Source organism: Micromonospora sp. CPCC 206060 (assembly GCF_036906895.1).
Classification (GTDB): domain Bacteria; phylum Actinomycetota; class Actinomycetes; order Mycobacteriales; family Micromonosporaceae; genus Micromonospora.
In genome coordinates this window covers 23,120-39,202 of sequence record NZ_JBAKHU010000014.1, presented here as the reverse complement: position 1 = coordinate 39,202, position 16,083 = coordinate 23,120, and the positions used below count along the sequence as shown (strand labels likewise).

General features: G+C 71.7%; 16 protein-coding genes and 1 pseudogene. 3 read left to right on the top strand and 14 right to left on the bottom strand.

Annotated features, from left to right (window positions below; translation table 11 throughout):
- Positions 1-4: 4 nt before the first annotated feature.
- From atpA to V6U90_RS12430, 8 genes and pseudogenes are all read right to left on the bottom strand, one after another.
- Positions 5-1,660, bottom strand: a complete 1,656-nt coding sequence (gene atpA, locus V6U90_RS12465) for a F0F1 ATP synthase subunit alpha (RefSeq protein WP_334434730.1) — start codon at positions 1,658-1,660, stop codon at positions 5-7.
- 88 nt (positions 1,661-1,748) lie between these two features.
- Positions 1,749-2,570: a F0F1 ATP synthase subunit delta gene (locus tag V6U90_RS12460; protein ID WP_334434727.1), complete on the bottom strand. Its 822-nt coding sequence runs from the start codon at positions 2,568-2,570 to the stop codon at positions 1,749-1,751.
- On the bottom strand, positions 2,570-3,106 hold the full coding sequence (locus V6U90_RS12455; protein ID WP_334434724.1) for a F0F1 ATP synthase subunit B: 537 nt from the start codon (positions 3,104-3,106) through the stop codon (positions 2,570-2,572). The genes V6U90_RS12460 and V6U90_RS12455 overlap by 1 nt, the downstream gene beginning before the upstream one ends.
- Before the next feature lie 27 nt (positions 3,107-3,133).
- Complete coding sequence (locus tag V6U90_RS12450; RefSeq protein WP_334434722.1) at positions 3,134-3,367, bottom strand: ATP synthase F0 subunit C; 234 nt, start codon at positions 3,365-3,367, stop codon at positions 3,134-3,136.
- Between the two features lie 64 nt (positions 3,368-3,431).
- On the bottom strand, positions 3,432-4,229 hold the full coding sequence (gene atpB / locus V6U90_RS12445; protein ID WP_334434719.1) for a F0F1 ATP synthase subunit A: 798 nt from the start codon (positions 4,227-4,229) through the stop codon (positions 3,432-3,434).
- An 11-nt stretch (positions 4,230-4,240) separates the two neighbouring features.
- On the bottom strand, positions 4,241-4,477 hold the full coding sequence (locus tag V6U90_RS12440; protein WP_208813251.1) for an AtpZ/AtpI family protein: 237 nt from the start codon (positions 4,475-4,477) through the stop codon (positions 4,241-4,243).
- Positions 4,478-4,727: 250 nt separating this feature from the next.
- Positions 4,728-5,150: a hypothetical protein gene (locus tag V6U90_RS12435; protein WP_442933575.1), complete on the bottom strand. Its 423-nt coding sequence runs from the start codon at positions 5,148-5,150 to the stop codon at positions 4,728-4,730.
- 64 nt (positions 5,151-5,214) lie between these two features.
- Positions 5,215-5,652, bottom strand: a pseudogene (locus V6U90_RS12430) (serine hydroxymethyltransferase); the annotation flags it as partial.
- A gap of 8 nt (positions 5,653-5,660) precedes the next feature.
- On the opposite strand from V6U90_RS12430, the gene V6U90_RS12425 reads away from it, so the two are divergent.
- Positions 5,661-7,118 carry an SDR family oxidoreductase gene (locus V6U90_RS12425; RefSeq protein WP_334434714.1) on the top strand — a complete coding sequence of 486 codons (1,458 nt, stop codon included), beginning with the start codon at positions 5,661-5,663 and terminating at the stop codon, positions 7,116-7,118.
- Positions 7,119-7,216: 98 nt separating this feature from the next.
- Here V6U90_RS12425 and V6U90_RS12420 read toward each other — a convergent pair whose 3' ends face one another.
- From V6U90_RS12420 to prmC, 4 genes are all read right to left on the bottom strand, one after another.
- On the bottom strand, positions 7,217-9,343 hold the full coding sequence (locus V6U90_RS12420; protein ID WP_334434713.1) for a transglycosylase domain-containing protein: 2,127 nt from the start codon (positions 9,341-9,343) through the stop codon (positions 7,217-7,219).
- Positions 9,344-9,540: 197 nt separating this feature from the next.
- A complete protein-coding gene (locus V6U90_RS12415; protein WP_334434712.1) occupies positions 9,541-10,185 on the bottom strand; it encodes an arsenate reductase/protein-tyrosine-phosphatase family protein in 645 nt (214 codons plus the stop codon).
- Position 10,186: 1 nt separating this feature from the next.
- Positions 10,187-10,828 (bottom strand): L-threonylcarbamoyladenylate synthase, encoded by a 642-nt coding sequence (locus V6U90_RS12410; protein WP_334434892.1) that lies wholly within the window; start codon positions 10,826-10,828, stop codon positions 10,187-10,189.
- The gene (prmC, locus tag V6U90_RS12405; RefSeq protein ID WP_334434711.1) at positions 10,828-11,778 is read right to left on the bottom strand and encodes a peptide chain release factor N(5)-glutamine methyltransferase; all 951 of its coding nucleotides are present in this window, start codon (positions 11,776-11,778) and stop codon (positions 10,828-10,830) included. Before prmC ends, V6U90_RS12410 begins: the two co-directional genes overlap by 1 nt.
- 74 nt (positions 11,779-11,852) lie before the next feature.
- Between prmC and V6U90_RS12400 the strand changes: the two genes are divergently transcribed.
- Both V6U90_RS12400 and V6U90_RS12395 read left to right on the top strand, forming a co-directional pair.
- Positions 11,853-13,403, top strand: coding sequence for a GGDEF domain-containing protein (locus tag V6U90_RS12400; RefSeq protein ID WP_334434709.1), 1,551 nt, complete (start codon positions 11,853-11,855; stop codon positions 13,401-13,403).
- A gap of 146 nt (positions 13,404-13,549) precedes the next feature.
- Positions 13,550-14,473 (top strand): hypothetical protein, encoded by a 924-nt coding sequence (locus V6U90_RS12395; RefSeq protein ID WP_334434707.1) that lies wholly within the window; start codon positions 13,550-13,552, stop codon positions 14,471-14,473.
- Between the two features lie 18 nt (positions 14,474-14,491).
- Here the strand turns inward: V6U90_RS12395 and prfA are convergent, their stop codons facing one another.
- Together prfA and rpmE are read right to left on the bottom strand one after the other, a co-directional pair.
- Positions 14,492-15,580: a peptide chain release factor 1 gene (prfA, locus tag V6U90_RS12390; RefSeq protein ID WP_334434705.1), complete on the bottom strand. Its 1,089-nt coding sequence runs from the start codon at positions 15,578-15,580 to the stop codon at positions 14,492-14,494.
- Between the two features lie 94 nt (positions 15,581-15,674).
- Entirely contained in the window at positions 15,675-15,899 is a 225-nt protein-coding gene (rpmE, locus tag V6U90_RS12385) for a 50S ribosomal protein L31 (RefSeq protein WP_334434703.1), read from the bottom strand.
- Between the last annotated feature and the right edge of the window lie 184 nt (positions 15,900-16,083).

Here is a 16,083-nt window from a genome sequence, read left to right as displayed (position 1 = left end):
AGCCCTACTGCTTCTCTACCGGGCGGTCGGTCCCGCCGTCACGGAAGCGGGTGACCGTCTCGCGGTTCTCCTCGCCCGCCAGGGGCTTGGCCGGGGCCTCGTTGATCCGCCGCTCGTCACCCTGACCGAGGAACGACTGCTTGAACTCGGCGATCGCCGAGTCGAGCGTCGAGATGATCTCGTCGTCCCACTTGTGGTCGGCGATCGCCGCGATGGTGCCCTCGTGCCGGTGCCGCAGGTGCTGGAGGAACTCGGACTCGAAGCGCCGCACGTCACCCACCGGGATGTCGTCCAGCTTGCCCTCGGTGCCGGCCCAGACCGCGACGACCTGCTCCTGCACCGGGTACGGCGAGTAGTTCGGCTGCTTCAGCAGCTCGACCAGGCGGGCACCGCGCTCCAGCTGGGCCCGGGACGCCTTGTCCAGGTCCGAGGCGAAGGCGGCGAACGCCTCCAGCTCGCGGTACTGGGCCAGGTTGAGCCGCAGCGAACCGGCGACCTTCTTCATCGGCTTGACCTGCGCGGCACCACCGACCCGGGAGACCGAGGTACCGACGTTGATCGCCGGCCGGACGCCCTGGTTGAACAGGTCGGTCTCCAGGAAGATCTGACCGTCGGTGATGGAGATGACGTTGGTCGGGATGAAGGCCGAGATGTCGTTGGCCTTCGTCTCGATGATCGGCAGACCGGTCATCGAGCCGCCGCCCAGCTCGTCGGAGAGCTTCGCGCAGCGCTCCAGCAGCCGGGAGTGCAGGTAGAAGACGTCACCCGGGTACGCCTCACGGCCCGGCGGGCGACGCAGCAGCAGCGACACGGCCCGGTACGCCTCGGCCTGCTTGCTCAGGTCGTCGAAGACGATCAGGACGTGCTTGCCGCCGTACATCCAGTGCTGCCCGATGGACGAACCGGTGTACGGGGCGAGGTACTTGAAGCCGGCCGGGTCGGACGCCGGGGAGGCGACGATGGTGGTGTACTCCATCGCACCCGCCTCCTCCAGGATGCCCTTGATCGAGGCGATCGTGGAGGCCTTCTGGCCGATGGCGACGTAGATGCAGCGAACCTGCTTCTTCGGGTCACCGGAGCGCCAGTTGTCGCGCTGGTTGAGGATGGTGTCCAGGGCGACCGTGGTCTTGCCGGTCTTCCGGTCACCGATGATCAGCTGACGCTGGCCACGGCCGATCGGGGTCATGGCGTCGACCGCCTTGATACCGGTCTGCAGCGGCTCGTCCACCGACTGCCGGGACATCACGTTCGGGGCCTGGAGCTCAAGCTCCCGGAAGCCCTCGTTCGCGATGTCACCGAGGCCGTCGATCGGCTGGCCGAGCGCGTCGACCACCCGGCCGAGGAAGGCGTCGCCGACCGGCACCGAGAGCACCCGGCCGGTGCGCTTGACCCGCTGGCCCTCTTCGAGCTTGGCGGAGTCACCGAGAACGACGACACCGATCTCCCGGACGTCGAGGTTCAGCGCCACGCCGAGCGTGCCGTCCTCGAACTCCAGGAGCTCGTTGGTCATGGTCGAGGGGAGACCCTCGACGTGGGCGATGCCGTCGCCGGTGTCGGCGACGGTGCCGACCTCCTCCCGGGAGACGTCGGGCGAGTAGGAGGAGACGTAGCGCTCCAGGGCGCCGCGGATCTCCTCCGTCGAGATGGTCAGCTCGGCCATCCTCTGCTTCCTCTATTCAGGGGCCCGGGATACCTAGTACCGACCGGTCCGAACGGCGTCGAATGTTGGGTGCGCTGTGCGAGTGCGATCAACGCTTCGCGAGCGCGTTGCGGGTTTCGGTGAGGCGGCGCAGCACGGTCCCGTCGTACAGGTCGGAACCCACCCGCACGCTCATGCCGCCGAGGATCTCCGGGGACACCGTCTGCTTCACGGTGACCTGTCGACCGTATATCTCGGACAGCCGGGCGCCCAGCCGACGCTCGTCCTCCTCGGCCAGCAGGGACGCGACGGTCACGTACGCGACCGACCGGTCCCGCCGGTCGGCGGCCAGCTCGACCAGCCGGGTCAGCGCGCCGACGAAGGAACGCCCACCGAAGCCGGCCAACGCCGCCTCCACCAGACGCACGGTCGCCGGCCGGGCCTTGCCGGTCAGCAGGGCGCGGACCAGCTCGGCGCGCTGCGCCACCGGGGCGATCGAGTCGGAGAGCGCCGCGTTGAGCTGCGCGTCCCCGGCCACCATCTGCCCGAAGCGGAACAGCTCGTCCTCGACCTCGCCGAGCTCACCGGCGCGGTCGGCGCCGGCCAGCAGCGCCTGCACACCGAGCTGCTCGGTACCGTCGAGCAGCTCCGACGGCGCCGACCAACGGCCGGCGACGAGCGTGGCGAGCAGGTCCTTCGCATCCGCACCGATCTTGCCGTGCAGCATGTCGCCGAGCAGACCCGACCGGTCCGCGCCGGACCGGGCCGGGTCGGACAGCGCCCGACGCAGCCGCGGCTCGCGGCCGAGCAGGCCCGCGACGGCGAGGATGTCGTCCGCCGTGGCGGCGACCGCCTCCGGTGCGGCACCGGCCACGTACGCGTCGAGCCGCTCGCGCGCGGCCTGGTACGACTCCCGGCTGGCGGCCTGCATCAGCGGGCCCCCGCGCTCTCGAGGCCGGTCAGGAACCGCTCGACGGTGCCCTTGCGCCGGGCCTCGTCGGCGAGCGACTCACCGACGATCTTGCTGGCCAGGTCGACCGCGAGGGTGCCGACCTCCGCGCGCAGCTCGCGCACGATGGTGGCCCGCTCGGCGGCGAGCTGCTCCTTGCCGGCCGCGATGATCCGCTCGGACTCCTCGCGGGCCTTCGCCAGCACGTCGGCCCGGATGCCCTCGGCGTCCGCCCGGGCGTCGTCCCGGATCTTGGCCGCGTCGGTCCGCGCCTCGGCCAGCTGCGCCCGGTACTGCTCAAGGAGCTGGTTGGCCTCGGCCTGCGCGGCCTCGGCCCGCTTGATGCCACCCTCGATCGCGTCCACCCGCGCCTGGAACGTCTGCTCCATGCGGGGGAAGACGAACTTCATCAGTACGAAGCAGAGCAGGGCGAAGGCGACGCCACCAACCACGAGTTCCTGCCAGATCGGCACGATCGGGTTGTGCGGCTCACCACCCTCAGCGGCGAGCAGGAACATGGGAAACCTCCCGGTCGAAGGGCGGGATTAGAGGGTGCCCTGCCAGATGAAGCCGAACGCGATGCCCAGCAGCGCCAGGGCCTCGATGACGGCGAAGCCGATCCAGACGTACGGCAGGGTCATCCGGGACGACTCCGGCTGGCGGGCGGTCGACTGGATGTAGGCGGCGAAGACCAGGCCGACGCCGATACCCGGGCCGATGGCGGCAAGGCCGTAGCCGATGGCGGCGGTGCTGCCCTCTACCGCGGCGACGTAATCCATTAGTGGTTCCTCCTGGTTATCACGCGTGACGGTCACGCGGGACGACAACGGTTGGTGCGGAGACTCAGTGTTCGTCGGCGAGCGCGCCCTGCACGTAGCTCGCGGTCAGCACGGTGAAGACGTACGCCTGGAGCGCGATGACCAGGAACTCCAGGAAGGTGAGCGCGATGGTCATCACCCAGGAGAGCAGCGAGACCGGCGCGAGCAGGGCGTTGGCGTTGATCATCGCGAAGCCGCCGAGCGTGAAGACCAGCAGGAGCATGTGGCCGGCGAACATGTTCGCGAAGAGACGGACGGCCAGCGAGAACGGCCGCACGAGGAAGGTCGAGAAGAACTCGATCGGGATCAGCAGCGGCAGGATGTACCACGGGGCCGGCGGGATCAGCGAGTTCTTGATGAACTTCCCGGCACCGTGGTGCTTGATGCCCGCGTAGATGAAGAGCACGTAGCTGATCACCGCGAGGAACGCCGGGAAGGCGATGTGCGAGTTGGGCGAGATCTGGAGGCCCGGCACGATCGCGAAGAGGTTGGTCAGGAAGATGAAGCAGAACAGCGTGGTGAAGTACGGCGCGAACCGGATCCCGGCGTGGCCGATCATGTCGACCGCGATGTTGTTCCGCACGAAGCCGTAGATGGACTCGGCGAGCCACTGCTTCTTGGTCGGCACCAGCTGCGGCTTACGGTAACTGGCCAGGAAGAAGACGATCAGGATCGCGACGGCCAGCCAGACCATAAAGGTGATCTTGGTGAACCAGTAGGAGTTCTCCGCACCCCAGGGCACGATGCTGGGCAGGTAGAAATCCTCCACGCTGGGTGGGAATGCTGCCTCGCCCTGTGCCAGAACGTTCGCCGCTCCGTTCACCGCGTCCCTTCCTAAGTAGGCGTGCCGAGTCGGCGGACGACCAGGATGATCCCCCCGGCCATGCCGAGCACGACGCCGATCCCGGTGGCGATGCCGCCGGTGTCGAGCCACTGGTCGACCAGCCAGCCGATGAAACCCCAGACGCCCATGCCCGCGATGAGGTAGGTGAGCGCGGTCCAGCCCTGACCGGCGTTGGGCGGAGTGTCGCCCGGGCCGCCGGTGGGTTGGGGGGTTTGGTCACCAGCCATGACGGGCCGAACGATATCAGCCGGGAAGATGAGGCTGTGCCTCACCCCCCGCACAACTGTGTTGTGTGGGCGGTCCGGGAGGCAAGGTCGTCTGGAGGCACGCTACTCCCCTTGCGCCACCCACGAAATGACCGGTCCCGGACACTTTTCCGCGCCGCTGGCCACCGGCCGTCAACCGACCGGACAACCGCAGTTCAACCAGGGTCTCCCGGCGACACGCCGGAGCGGGTCAGCGGGTCCGCCGCAGGGGTCAGCGGGTCCGCCGCGCGTGGACGGTGCTGAGCCACCAGATGTGCGCCCCCGTCCAGGCGACCACCCCGACCGCGATGCCGTAGCAGAGCGGGATCAGCCCGGCCCAGCCGGTCGAGGCCACGGCGAGCATCACCCCGCCGAGCATGCTGATCTTGGCGACGTAGAGGCCCAGTCCGAACGGGAGGACGAGCTGCGGGTTGATCGAGTCGGCCCAGGCCAGCACCACGGTGGTCAGCGTGTAGCTGGCCGCGGTGATCGCCACCCCGGCCGCCGCGCCGACCGCCGCCGACCGGCCACCGGTCAGCCCGCCGACCAGCGCGGCGCCGCCGAGCAGCACGGCGGAAACGACCAGCAGTACCGGCAGGTGCCGCAGCCGCCAGCGCCGGTCCTCGCGCTCCGAGACCACCATCGGCTCAGCCACGTGGGTACGCCGGGAACGCGCGGACCAGGTCGGCCACCCCGGCGGCGAGAGCGGCCAGAGTGTCCGCCGTCGCCCCACAGATGATCATCTTGGGCCGGTGCGCCCGGGCCAGGTCGCGCACCTCGTCGTAGTCGATCAGCCCGGTGTCCCGGCGGACCGGGTAGCCGACCGTGCCGAACCACTTACCGGAGAAGTTGACCCGGCTGCCGTGGGTCAGGTGCCCGCCGTGCGGCAACTCCATGGCCAGCACCGTGTCGCCCGGCTGCACCAGAGCGGCGTACGCGGCCAGGTTGACGCTCGCCCCGGAGTGCGGCTGGAGGTTGGCCTGCTCGGCGCCGAAGAGCTTCCGGGCCCGGGCGATGCCGATCTCCTCGGCCCGGTCCAGCTCACCCAGGACCACCCCGGCTGTCTCCGGATCGGTGGCGCTGAGCTGGTCGAGGTCCGGCCCCCAGAAGGTGCCCGTCGCAGTACCCACAGCAGAAGAGTCTAGGAGGCCGCACACTGGAGACCGTGAGATGCCTGGTCACCGGTGCCACCGGCTACATCGGCGGGCGCCTGGTGCCCCGGCTGCTCGCCGAGGACCACACCGTACGTTGCCTGGCCCGCAAGGCCGGCCGGCTGCGGGACGTACCGTGGTCGGCCGACGTGGAGATCACCGAGGGTGACCTGAGCCGCCCGGAGACCCTGCCGGCCGCGTTCGACGGCATCGAGGTCGCCTACTACCTGGTGCACTCGCTGGGCCGGGCCGACTTCGAGGCGCTCGACCGGGCGGCGGCCACCAACTTCGCCACGGCGGCCCGCGCGGCCGGGGTACGCCGGATCGTCTACCTCGGTGGACCCGAGCCGCCGGCCGACGACCGCCCGTCGGCGCACCTGCGCTCCCGGGCCGAGGTGGCCCGGATCCTGCTGGCCAGCGGGGTGCCGACGGCCGTGCTGCGGGCCGCGATCATCATCGGCTCCGGCTCGGCGTCGTTCGAGATGCTGCGCCACCTGACCGAGCGGCTGCCGGCCATGGTCACCCCACGCTGGGTGCGCAACCGCATCCAGCCGATCGCGGTCCGGGACGTGCTGCACTACCTGGCCGGCTGCGCGGCGCTGCCGGCAGAGGTCAACCGGGCCTTCGACATCGCCGGCCCCGAGGTACTCACCTTCGGGGACATGATGCAGCGGTACGCGGCGGTGGCCGGGCTGCGCCGCCGGATCATCGTGCCGGTCCGGCCGCTGACCCCGTCGCTCTCCTCGTACTGGGTCGGCCTGATCACCCCGGTGCCGAACGCGATCGCCCGCCCCCTGGTGGAGAGTCTGATCCACGAGGCGGTGGCCCACGAACACGACATTGCCGCCTTCGTACCCGATCCGGCCGGTGGGCTGACCGGGTTCGACCGGGCGGTCCGGCTGGCGCTGACGAAGGTCCGCGACGCCCAGGTGGAGACCCGCTGGTCGACCGCGAGCGGGCCGGACGCCTCGGCCGAGCCGCTGCCCAGCGACCCAAAGTGGTCCGGCGGCTCGGTCTACACCGACCTGCGGGAACGGGCCGTCGCCGCCCCGCCGGCCGCGCTCTGGCAGGTGATCGAGGGCGTCGGCGGCGAGCACGGCTGGTACTCGTTTCCGCTGGCCTGGACGGTCCGGGGCTGGCTGGACCGGCTGATCGGCGGGGTGGGACTGCGCCGGGGCCGGCGCCACCCGCACCGGCTCTACGTCGGCGAGGCGCTGGACTTCTGGCGGGTGGAGGAGATCGTCCCCGGCGAACTGCTGCGGCTGCGCGCCGAGATGCGGCTGCCCGGCCGGGCCTGGCTGGAGATGCGGGCGGTACCGGCCGGAGACGGCCACAGCCGCTACCTCCAGCGCGCCGTCTTCCTCCCCCGGGGTCTCGCCGGGCACGCGTACTGGGCGGCGGTCGCCCCGTTCCACGCGGTGGTCTTCGGCGGCATGGCCCGCAACATCGCCCGTGGCGCCGAACAGATGTAAGGAAGGGCCCCCGCTTAACGCTTTCGGTAGAGGAAGGGCCCCCTATTAACACGGGCAGCCCGCACACGGGCAGCCCGCACACAGACAGCCCGCACCGGTCAGTTGCCGGCCCGCGCGGCACCCGCGGCTCCGGCGCCAAGAGCGATCGCCTGGCTCGGCGGGGTGAAGCCGAGCGCCGGCTGGTCCCGCAACGCCACGGTGAGGATCCGCGCGACGGCGTCGACCATCTTCGGCTGTACCCGGGTCTTCACCGCCTCCCCCGGGTTGTCCGGATTGGCCGCGATGGACGCCACCGCGAGCTGCGGGGTGTACGCCACCACCACCTCGGTGGCGGTCCCGTCGGTCGTACCGGTCTTCCCGGCCACCGGCCGGGCCAGCGTCTTGAACAGGTTCGACGCCGAACCCCCGTCGCAGCGCTGGTACGCCGACTGGTCCCCCACCGGGCAGCGGGCCGCGTCGGTGGCGGCCCGGGCCACATCCGCCCGGAGCACCCGGCGGCAGTCCGGGCCGACACCGGGTACCGGCTGTCCACTGCTGTTGGTGACCGACCGGACCGGCAGCGGAACGCAGTACAGGCCCTCCGCGGCGACGGTGGCGTACGCGTTGGCCAGGTCGAGCGGGGTGGTCGCGGAGACCCCGAGCACGAAGGGCCCCCACTCGGCGGCTCCGTCGATGGCGAGCCGGGCGTCGGACTCGGCCCGGAAGACGATGCCCAGCCGCTGCGCCATCTCGACCGACCGGTCCACCCCGACCTGCTCGGCGAGCCGCACGAAGTACGTGTTGACCGAGCGGCCGAAGCCGGTCCACATGTTGCGTTTGCCGTTCATCCAATTCGGGTCGGCGTTGACGGGGCACCAGAAGCCACCGCAGTTGGCCGCCGTACCGCTGATCCGCCACCGGGTGGTGGTCTTCGACGGTGAGTCGATCTCGGTGCTCAGGGGCAGTCCCGCCTCCAGCGCGGCGAGCATGGTGAAGAGCTTGAACGTCGAGCCGGCCTGGTACCCCTCGATGGTGCCGCCCCCGGCGACCAGGGGGTTCACCGTGTTCGGCCGGTTCGGCTGGCCGGCCGGGTTCGGGGCGAGGCTGTACTGCCGGTTGACCGCCATCGCCACCACCCGGCCGGTACCGGGCTCCACGACGGCGGTCGGCAACGCCCGGGGATCGTTGTGCTCGTACACCGACAACGCCTGCTGCAACACGGTGGCCTGCACGGTGGGGTCGAGCGAGGAGACGATCCGGTATCCGCCCCGGCGCAACGCCCGCTGCCGCTCCTCGACCGTCTCGCCGAACGCCGGCTGGGCGTCCCACCACTGCTGGAACCAGTCGCAGAAGTAGCCCCAGTCCCGGTGGGCCGGCGTGATCGCCGAGCAGTCGTTCGGGTCGGTGCTGGTCCGCAGGGTCAGCGGTTCCGCGCTGGTCCGGTCCGCCAGGTCCTGGGTGATCGCCCCGAGCGCCACCATCTGGTGGAGCACGTACCCCCGGCGGTCCCGGGCCGCGTCGGCGTCCCCGTTGATCGGGTCGTCGGTGTTCGGGGACCGGACCAGCCCGGCCAGCAGGGCCGCCTCGGCCAGGTTGAGTTCCGCCGGGTTCTTCGAGAGGTACCGTTTGCTGGCCGCCGCGATGCCGTACGCCCCGGCACCGAAGTACGCGATGTTGAGGTAGCGGCGCAGGATCTCGTCCTTGTCCAGTTCCTGCTCCAGCGCCAGGGCGTACCGCATCTCCCGGATCTTGCGGCCGTTGGTGATCTCGGTCGCTGCGGCGCGCTGTTCCTCGGTCAGCGTCGGATCGCTGCCGAGCACGTTCCGGACGTACTGCATGGTCAGCGTGGAGGCGCCCTGCCGGGTCTGGCCGCCGGTCCCGTTCGCCACGAAGGCCCGGATGAGACCGCGCAGGTCCACCCCGTTGTGCGAGTGGAACCGGATGTCCTCCGCCGCGATGATGGCCTGCCGCATCACCGGCGCGATCGCGGCGAGCGGGATGTCGGTGCGGTTCTCGGCGTAGAACGAGGTGATCAGGGTCCGGCCGTCGTTGGCGTACAGGTCGGAGCGCTGCGCGCTGACCGGGTTGAGTAGCTGGCGGGGCAGGTCCACGTAGGGCAGGGCGATCGACTGGATGCCGAGGCCGAGGACCAGCGCGGTGGGCAGCGCCGCCGCGGCGAGCAGCAGACCGGCCAGGACGCCGGTCACCAGGATCGTCACCAGCCTGTGCAGAAGGGCCCGGTTCATCAGCTTCACTTCCCGCGAGAGCGGCGCGCGGCACCGGGTGCGGGGCGGGTGGCCCGCCCACGCACCGCCGGCACCGGCGGCATGACCCGTCCAGGATGGCCGTCATCGGGTACGGGTCATCCCGATTCCCCGAAATCCGCAGGAAGTTCACTAAATGGGGGAGTTATCCCCGTCGGCCGGTGTGGAGTCGTCCCCGGTCAGGGCAGCAGCAGCGTGGCCAGCGGCTGCACCGTCTCCTCGATCTCGTCGGCCACCCGGCTGAAACACTGGTCGCCCCGACCCCACGGGTCGTCCAGGTCGTCACCCGGCAGCGTCGGCGCGCCCTGCCGGGCGGCGTCGACCGCCGCGACCAGGGCGATACCCCGGGCGTACACCGCCTCCGGGCTGGCCTCGGCCGGCGGCAGCACGGCGGCGTCCACCCCGGTCAGCAGCCGACCGAACTCACCCAACACGAAGGTGCGCCCGGCGGCGTCCGGCCGCAGCGCCACCACGTACTCCTGCTGGTCGGCCGTTGCGGTGAGCACCAGGTCGGCGGCGTCGATCTGGTCGGAGCGCAGCTTTCGGGCGGCGAACCCGGCGATGTCGCCGCCACGCGCCCGGACCTGGCGGGCGGCCGGCGGGTTCATCTCCTCCCCCTCGTGCCACCCACCGGTGCCGGCGCTGTGGCTGTAGAGCAGGGTGTCGACGACGGCCGACCCGGCCGCGAGCAGGGTGTCGCCGGCAGCCGACCCGACCGGCAGCCGGTCCAGCCGCTGCCGCAGCGCGAGGATGAGCAGCCGCTCCGCCATCGGCGAGCGGCAGATGTTGCCCATGCAGACGTGCAGGACGGTGAACGGCGGCACCTCAGGCCACCTGACTCTCGATGTCGGCGACCACGTCACGCAGCTTCACCAGCGGGATCGCACCCTCCCGCAGCAGCACCGGGACACTCCCGGTGAGGTCGACGATGGTGCTCGGTACCGGGTCCGGGGCCGGCCCCGCCTCCAGGTAGGCGCGGACCGAGTAACCAAGCTGGTCGCGCGCCTCCTCGGCGGTGACCGCCGCCGGCTGACCGACCTTGTTGGCCGACGAGACGGCCATCGGACCGGTCTCCCGCAGCACCTCCAGCGCCACCGGATGCAGCGGCATCCGGACCGCGACCGTCCCGGTGGAGTCACCGAGGTCCCACGACAGGCTCGGCGAGTGCTCGACGATGATGGTCAGCGCGCCCGGCCAGAACGCCTCGACCAGGTCCCGGGCTGCCCGGGGCAGGGTGAAGACCAGCCCGTCGAGGGTGTGCCGGGAACCGATCAGCACCGGCGGCGCCGCCTGCGGACCGCCCTTCGCGTCGTGCAGTGCCCGGACCGCGTACGGGGTGAAGGCGTCCGCCCCGATCCCGTAGACCGTGTCGGTGGGCAGGACGACCAGTTCCCCGTTCTTGACCGCCTCGATCGCTGCGGCGATGCCGCGGTCCCGGTCGGCGAGCGACCGACAGTCGTAGAGCATCACGAGGAGCCAGTCTGCCACGTCACGGCGGCTGTGCCGTGGGCGGCGCCCACGCTTCGGACCGCAGTGGCGAACCGGGGCCGGCCAGCCAGATCGCGGTGCCCGGCAATCTGCGTGAACCGGCCGTCGGCGGCCAGCAGCTCGGGCACCGCCGCACCGTGCGTGTCGTCGTGCTCGATGCCGAGTACCCCGCCCGGGCGGAGCAGCGCCCCCGCCCGGTGGATCACCGGACGGATCACCGCCAGGCCGTCCGGCCCGCCGAAGACCGCCTCGCCCGGGTCGTGGCCGGCCACCTCCTCGGGTACCACCACCTCCTGCGGAACATAGGGCGGATTGCAGAGCAGGACGTCGACCCGACCGGTCAGCTCGTCGAGCAACCCGGGTGCGGTCACGTCCGCCTCGACCACCTCGATCGGCGGGTCCCCGGCGGCAGCCCGCTCGGCGGCGTTGCGGCGCAGCCAGGGCAGTGCCGCCGGGGACCGCTCCACCGCGACCACCCGTACGCCGGGCAGTTCGTGCGCCACCGACAGCGCGATCGCCCCCGACCCGCTGCACAGGTCAACCACGGTACGCACGCCGGTCAGCCGCCGGCCCTGCTCGATGCCCCACCCGGCGAGCAGCTCGGTCTCCGGACGCGGCACGAACACGCCGGTCCCCACCGCCAGCTCCAGGTACCGGAACGGTGCGACGCCCAGCAGGTGCTGCAACGGTTCCCGGGCCGACCGGCGGCCCACCAGAGCGTCGAAGCGGTCGAGCTGGCCGGCGGTGAACCCGTCGGCGAGCGCCAACCGGCCCCGGGGAGTGCCGAGCACGTGCGCCGCGATCTGCTCCGCCTCGGCCCTCGCGGAGGCCACGCCCGCCGCCGCGAGGGTACGGGTCGCGGCGGCCACCGCCACCGACGGACGGACCCGTTCTGTCCCTTCGGTTGGGTGTTCCGGGAAACCTGTCACGACATAATCATGAACGTCGGCAAACCCTGTCGCGCCGTCGGTGCACGATGGTCGATGTGGTCAGGAGGTTCCGCGTGGGCTGGCTCGACCGGGTCAACGACCAGGTTGACGTGCTGACGCGGGCCCGCGCGCTCCAGGAGGCGAGCCGGTCGGCCGAGGCCATGGTCGCACTCGACCGGGTGATCCGTACCACCGACGACCCGTACGCCCGCGCCGACGCCCTGGTGCAACGCCTCTCCGCACTGCTCAACCTGGGCCGTACCGCCGAGTACACCCGGGCCATCGAGGAGGCGTCGAAGGCGGTCCAGGATCTCTCCGAGCCCTACCTGCACGGCCACCTCTTCGGGCTGGCCGCGCTCGCCGCGCACCACCAGGGCGCACTGGACCGTTGCGTCACCCACCTGGTCCGGGCGTCCCGCGCCCTCGGCGCCGTCGAGGACCCGGACCGGGACACCGCCTGGGCCTGGCACGACCTGGCAATGGCGTACTCGTACCTCAGCTTCCACGGGTACGCGCTGAGTGCGATCGAACGGGCCCGGCAGCTCGGCATGGCCGCCGGCATCCCCGAGGAGACCTTCGCCGCGCCCGGTATCCGGCTACGCAACGCCGTTGCGCTGGACCACAACGGCGACAGCGACGGCTGCCTGCGGGTGCTCCGGGACATCGACTCCGACCTGGCCCGGTTCCTGCGCGCGGGCGGGGCGGGCCGGATCCGGCCGAGCAGCCTCGCCGCGTACGGCTACTCCGCAGCCCGCCGCGCCGCGCTCGGGGAGCTGCCGCAGAGCGGGCCGGGGACCGACGCGGTGACCCTGCTCGGCCACGGCGGGGACAGCGCCCGGGCCCGGGACATGCGCCAGCTCGGGGAGGTCTGCCTGGCCATCGCGGAGGGCCGGGCGGCCGAGGCGGTCGCCCGACTGGACGGCGCGACGGTCGCCAGCGAGACCCTGGGGGCCGCGGAACCGGCCCGGTTACGCAGCCTGGCCCTGGCCCGGACCGGGGACCACGCCGCCGCGCACCGCGCCGACCGGCACGCCTTCCGGCTGGCCGCCCAGCGCAACGACCGCCTCCGCGACGTCTACGTCGACGGCATCGCCGCCCGGATCGACCACGAGGAGATGCGCCGCGAAGCGGCCCGGTACGAGGGTGAGGCACTGACCGACCCGCTGACCGGCCTGCCCAACCGGCGCCGCCTGGAGCGGTACATCGCGGCGATGGTGCAACGCGGGGAGCAGGCGGTGATCGGGGTCTGCGACCTAAACGGCTTCAAGGCGGTCAACACCCGGCACGGCCACCACTCCGGCGACCTGGTGCTGCAACGGGTCGCCGGGGTCATCAACCGGGTGATGCGCCGGGGGGACGTCGTGGTCCGCTACGGGGGCGACGAGTTCGTGGTGGTGCTGCCGGGCACCACGATGGAGGAGGCGGCCGAGGTGGGTCGCCGGATCGCCGCCGCCGTACGCGCCGAGGACTGGGAGTCGCTGGTGCCCGGTACCCCGGTCGGGGTGAGCGTCGGGTTCGCCGAGGTCACCGGATCAGGGGCGGCACTGCGCGAGGCACTGCGCGACGCGTTCCACGTCGCCGACCGGGAGATGCTGCGCGCGAAATCCCGCCCCCACGCATCCTGACCACGGATTCCGGACGGCGGTACGACCCCACCGCCGCGCCTCCTGACCGGCCGACGCCCGACCGCCGAAAATCCGTTACGGTTACCCCGCGTTCAGTACTGTGATGTTCGTCGATCCTGTGCACCCCACACCAGGACGGAGGACGAATGTCCCACGACGACCGGCCGGACCACCCGAGCAGTCCGGAACGGGCACAACCCGCACCCGGAACCGACTCCCCAGCCACCACCGGCGGCGCGCTCGACGTGCCTGCGCAGCGCCGTCCCGTACCAGTGGCGCCCCCGGACGGCCCGGCTGTCCGGCAGCCGTACGAGGTCGTGACCCGGCCGATCGGGTGGGCTCCGCCGCACCCGCCGGGCCGGTTCGCCTCGTGGTGGGCCCGACCGTCCACGGTGCTGTTTCTCCTGCTGATCCTGCTCGCCCTGCTCACCTCGACCACGGTCCTGGCCGTCGTGGCCATCACCGACGGGCCGGGCGTCAACGTCACCGCCAGCCCGGCCGCGTCCGGCAGTTCCACCCCGACCCCGTCGGCCGGCGCCACGCCCGGCCTTCCGTCGACACCCGCCGTCCCACCGACGCCGACCGCCCCGGTCACCCCCACCGGCGGACCCTCCGGCCCGGTCAGCCCGGACGCCGCGGTGAACCTGCCCATCCCGCCTCCCGACGCCATCGGCGTACGGTTCCAGGGCGGCACGCTTGAGGAGACCCGCCCGGGGCCGAACTCCGGCTACGACTTCGACACGGGGCGGGAGGATTTCGTGGGGAGTTCCGGCAGCAGCCGGGCGGACCTGGTGGTGACCCGGTACGGGTTGGTCGGCCTCAACGGGGTCGGTTTCGCGCCCTTCGCCGGGGGCGGACGGCCGCAGTTGGGCGCCTGCGCGGCGATACCCCGACCGGACTGGGTACTCGACGTCCCGGCGGCGCAGCTCAAGGCCGGCCGTACGTTCTGCCTCACCACCACGGCCGGCCGGTTCGGGTATCTCACCGTGCAGGAGTCCGTGTTCAACAATGCCGGCCAACTGAACCAGACGACCTTCATCTACCTGGTCTGGGAGGGGCCGAACGACTGAACCCGTGGCCCACCCCGGTCAGCGGCGGGCCAGTTCGGTGTCGCCGGCCAGCCGGGCGGCCCGGTCGGCCTCGGCGAGCGCGTCGAGCACCCCGCTCAGGTCACCGGCGAGGGCCAGGTCCAGGTTGTACGCCGTGTAGCCGATCCGGTGGTCGGTGATCCGGTTCTGCGGGAAGTTGTAGGTGCGGATCCGCTCGGAGCGGTCGACCGTGCGGACCTGCGCCTTGCGGGCGTCCGAGGCGGCGGCGTCGGCCTGCTCCTGGGCCGCCGCGAGCAGTCGGGCCCGCAGGATCCGCATCGCCTGCTCCCGGTTCTGCAACTGGCTCTTCTCGTTCTGGCAGGAGACCACGATCCCGGTCGGTACGTGGGTGATCCGTACCGCCGAGTCGGTGGTGTTCACCGACTGCCCACCGGGTCCGGAGGACCGGAAGACGTCGATCCGCAGGTCGTTCGGGTCGATGGTGACGTCGACGTCCTCGGCCTCGGGGAGGACCAGCACACCGGCGGCGCTGGTGTGGATGCGCCCCTGCGACTCGGTGACCGGTACCCGCTGCACCCGGTGCACGCCGCCCTCCCACTTGAGCCGGGACCAGACACCGTTGCCGCCCTCGGGCACCCCCTTGGTCTTCACCGCGAGGGAGACGTCCTTGACCCCGCCCAGGTCGGACTCCTGCGAGTCGAGCACCTCGGTCACCCAGCCCTGCCGCTCGGCGTAGCGCAGGTACATCCGGAGCAGGTCACCGGCGAACAGTGCGGACTCCTCGCCGCCCTCGCCGGCCTTGATCTCGACGATCACGTCCTTGGCGTCGTGCGGGTCACGCGGCATGAGCAGCTCGGCGAGCCGCTGCTCCAGCGTCGGCAGGTCGGCCGCGATGGCGTCCGCCTCGGCCGCGAAGGAGGCGTCCTCGGCGGCCAGCTCACGGGCCGCAACCAGGTCGGCGCGGGCCTGCTCCAGCTCACCCGCGGCCTTGTGCAGCGGGGCCAGCTCGGCGAACCGGCGCCCCACCCGGCGGGCGGTGCCCTGGTCGGCGTGGATGGCCGGGTCGGCGAGGCGCTTCTCCAGCTCCGCGTACTCGTCGAGGAGAGCGGCCAGACGCTCACTGCTCATGCGGGGGCTCCTTCACGACCGGCCGAGGGGTGGGGTGATAACGGACGGCGCCCGCTCCCGGTCGTCCGACCAGGAACGGGCGCCGTCGAAGCAGCTACTTGGCCTTCTTCTGCTGGACCTTGGCGTACTTCTGCTGGAACTTCGCAACCCGACCAGCGGTGTCGAGCACCCGCTGCTTACCCGTGTAGAACGGGTGGCACGCGCTGCACGTCTCGACGTGGATCGAGCCGCCCTTGGCGGTGCTGCGGGTGGTGAAGGAGCTGCCGCAGGAGCAGGTGACCTGGGTCGTCACGTACTCCGGGTGGATGTTGGGCTTCATGTCGCCTCGGTCCTTTCGTCGGTGGTCGCCGGGTCGCCGTGGCGCCTGTCGCTGATCGCGAGGGAGCTGGGGCGTGAACCGGTACCGGTGGCCGATTGACCAGTGTGCCAGAGGCCGGAGCCGGCCCGGAAACCGGGCTGTGCACACGGGGTCCGACTGGGCCAACGCTCACCTCCCGGCCCGC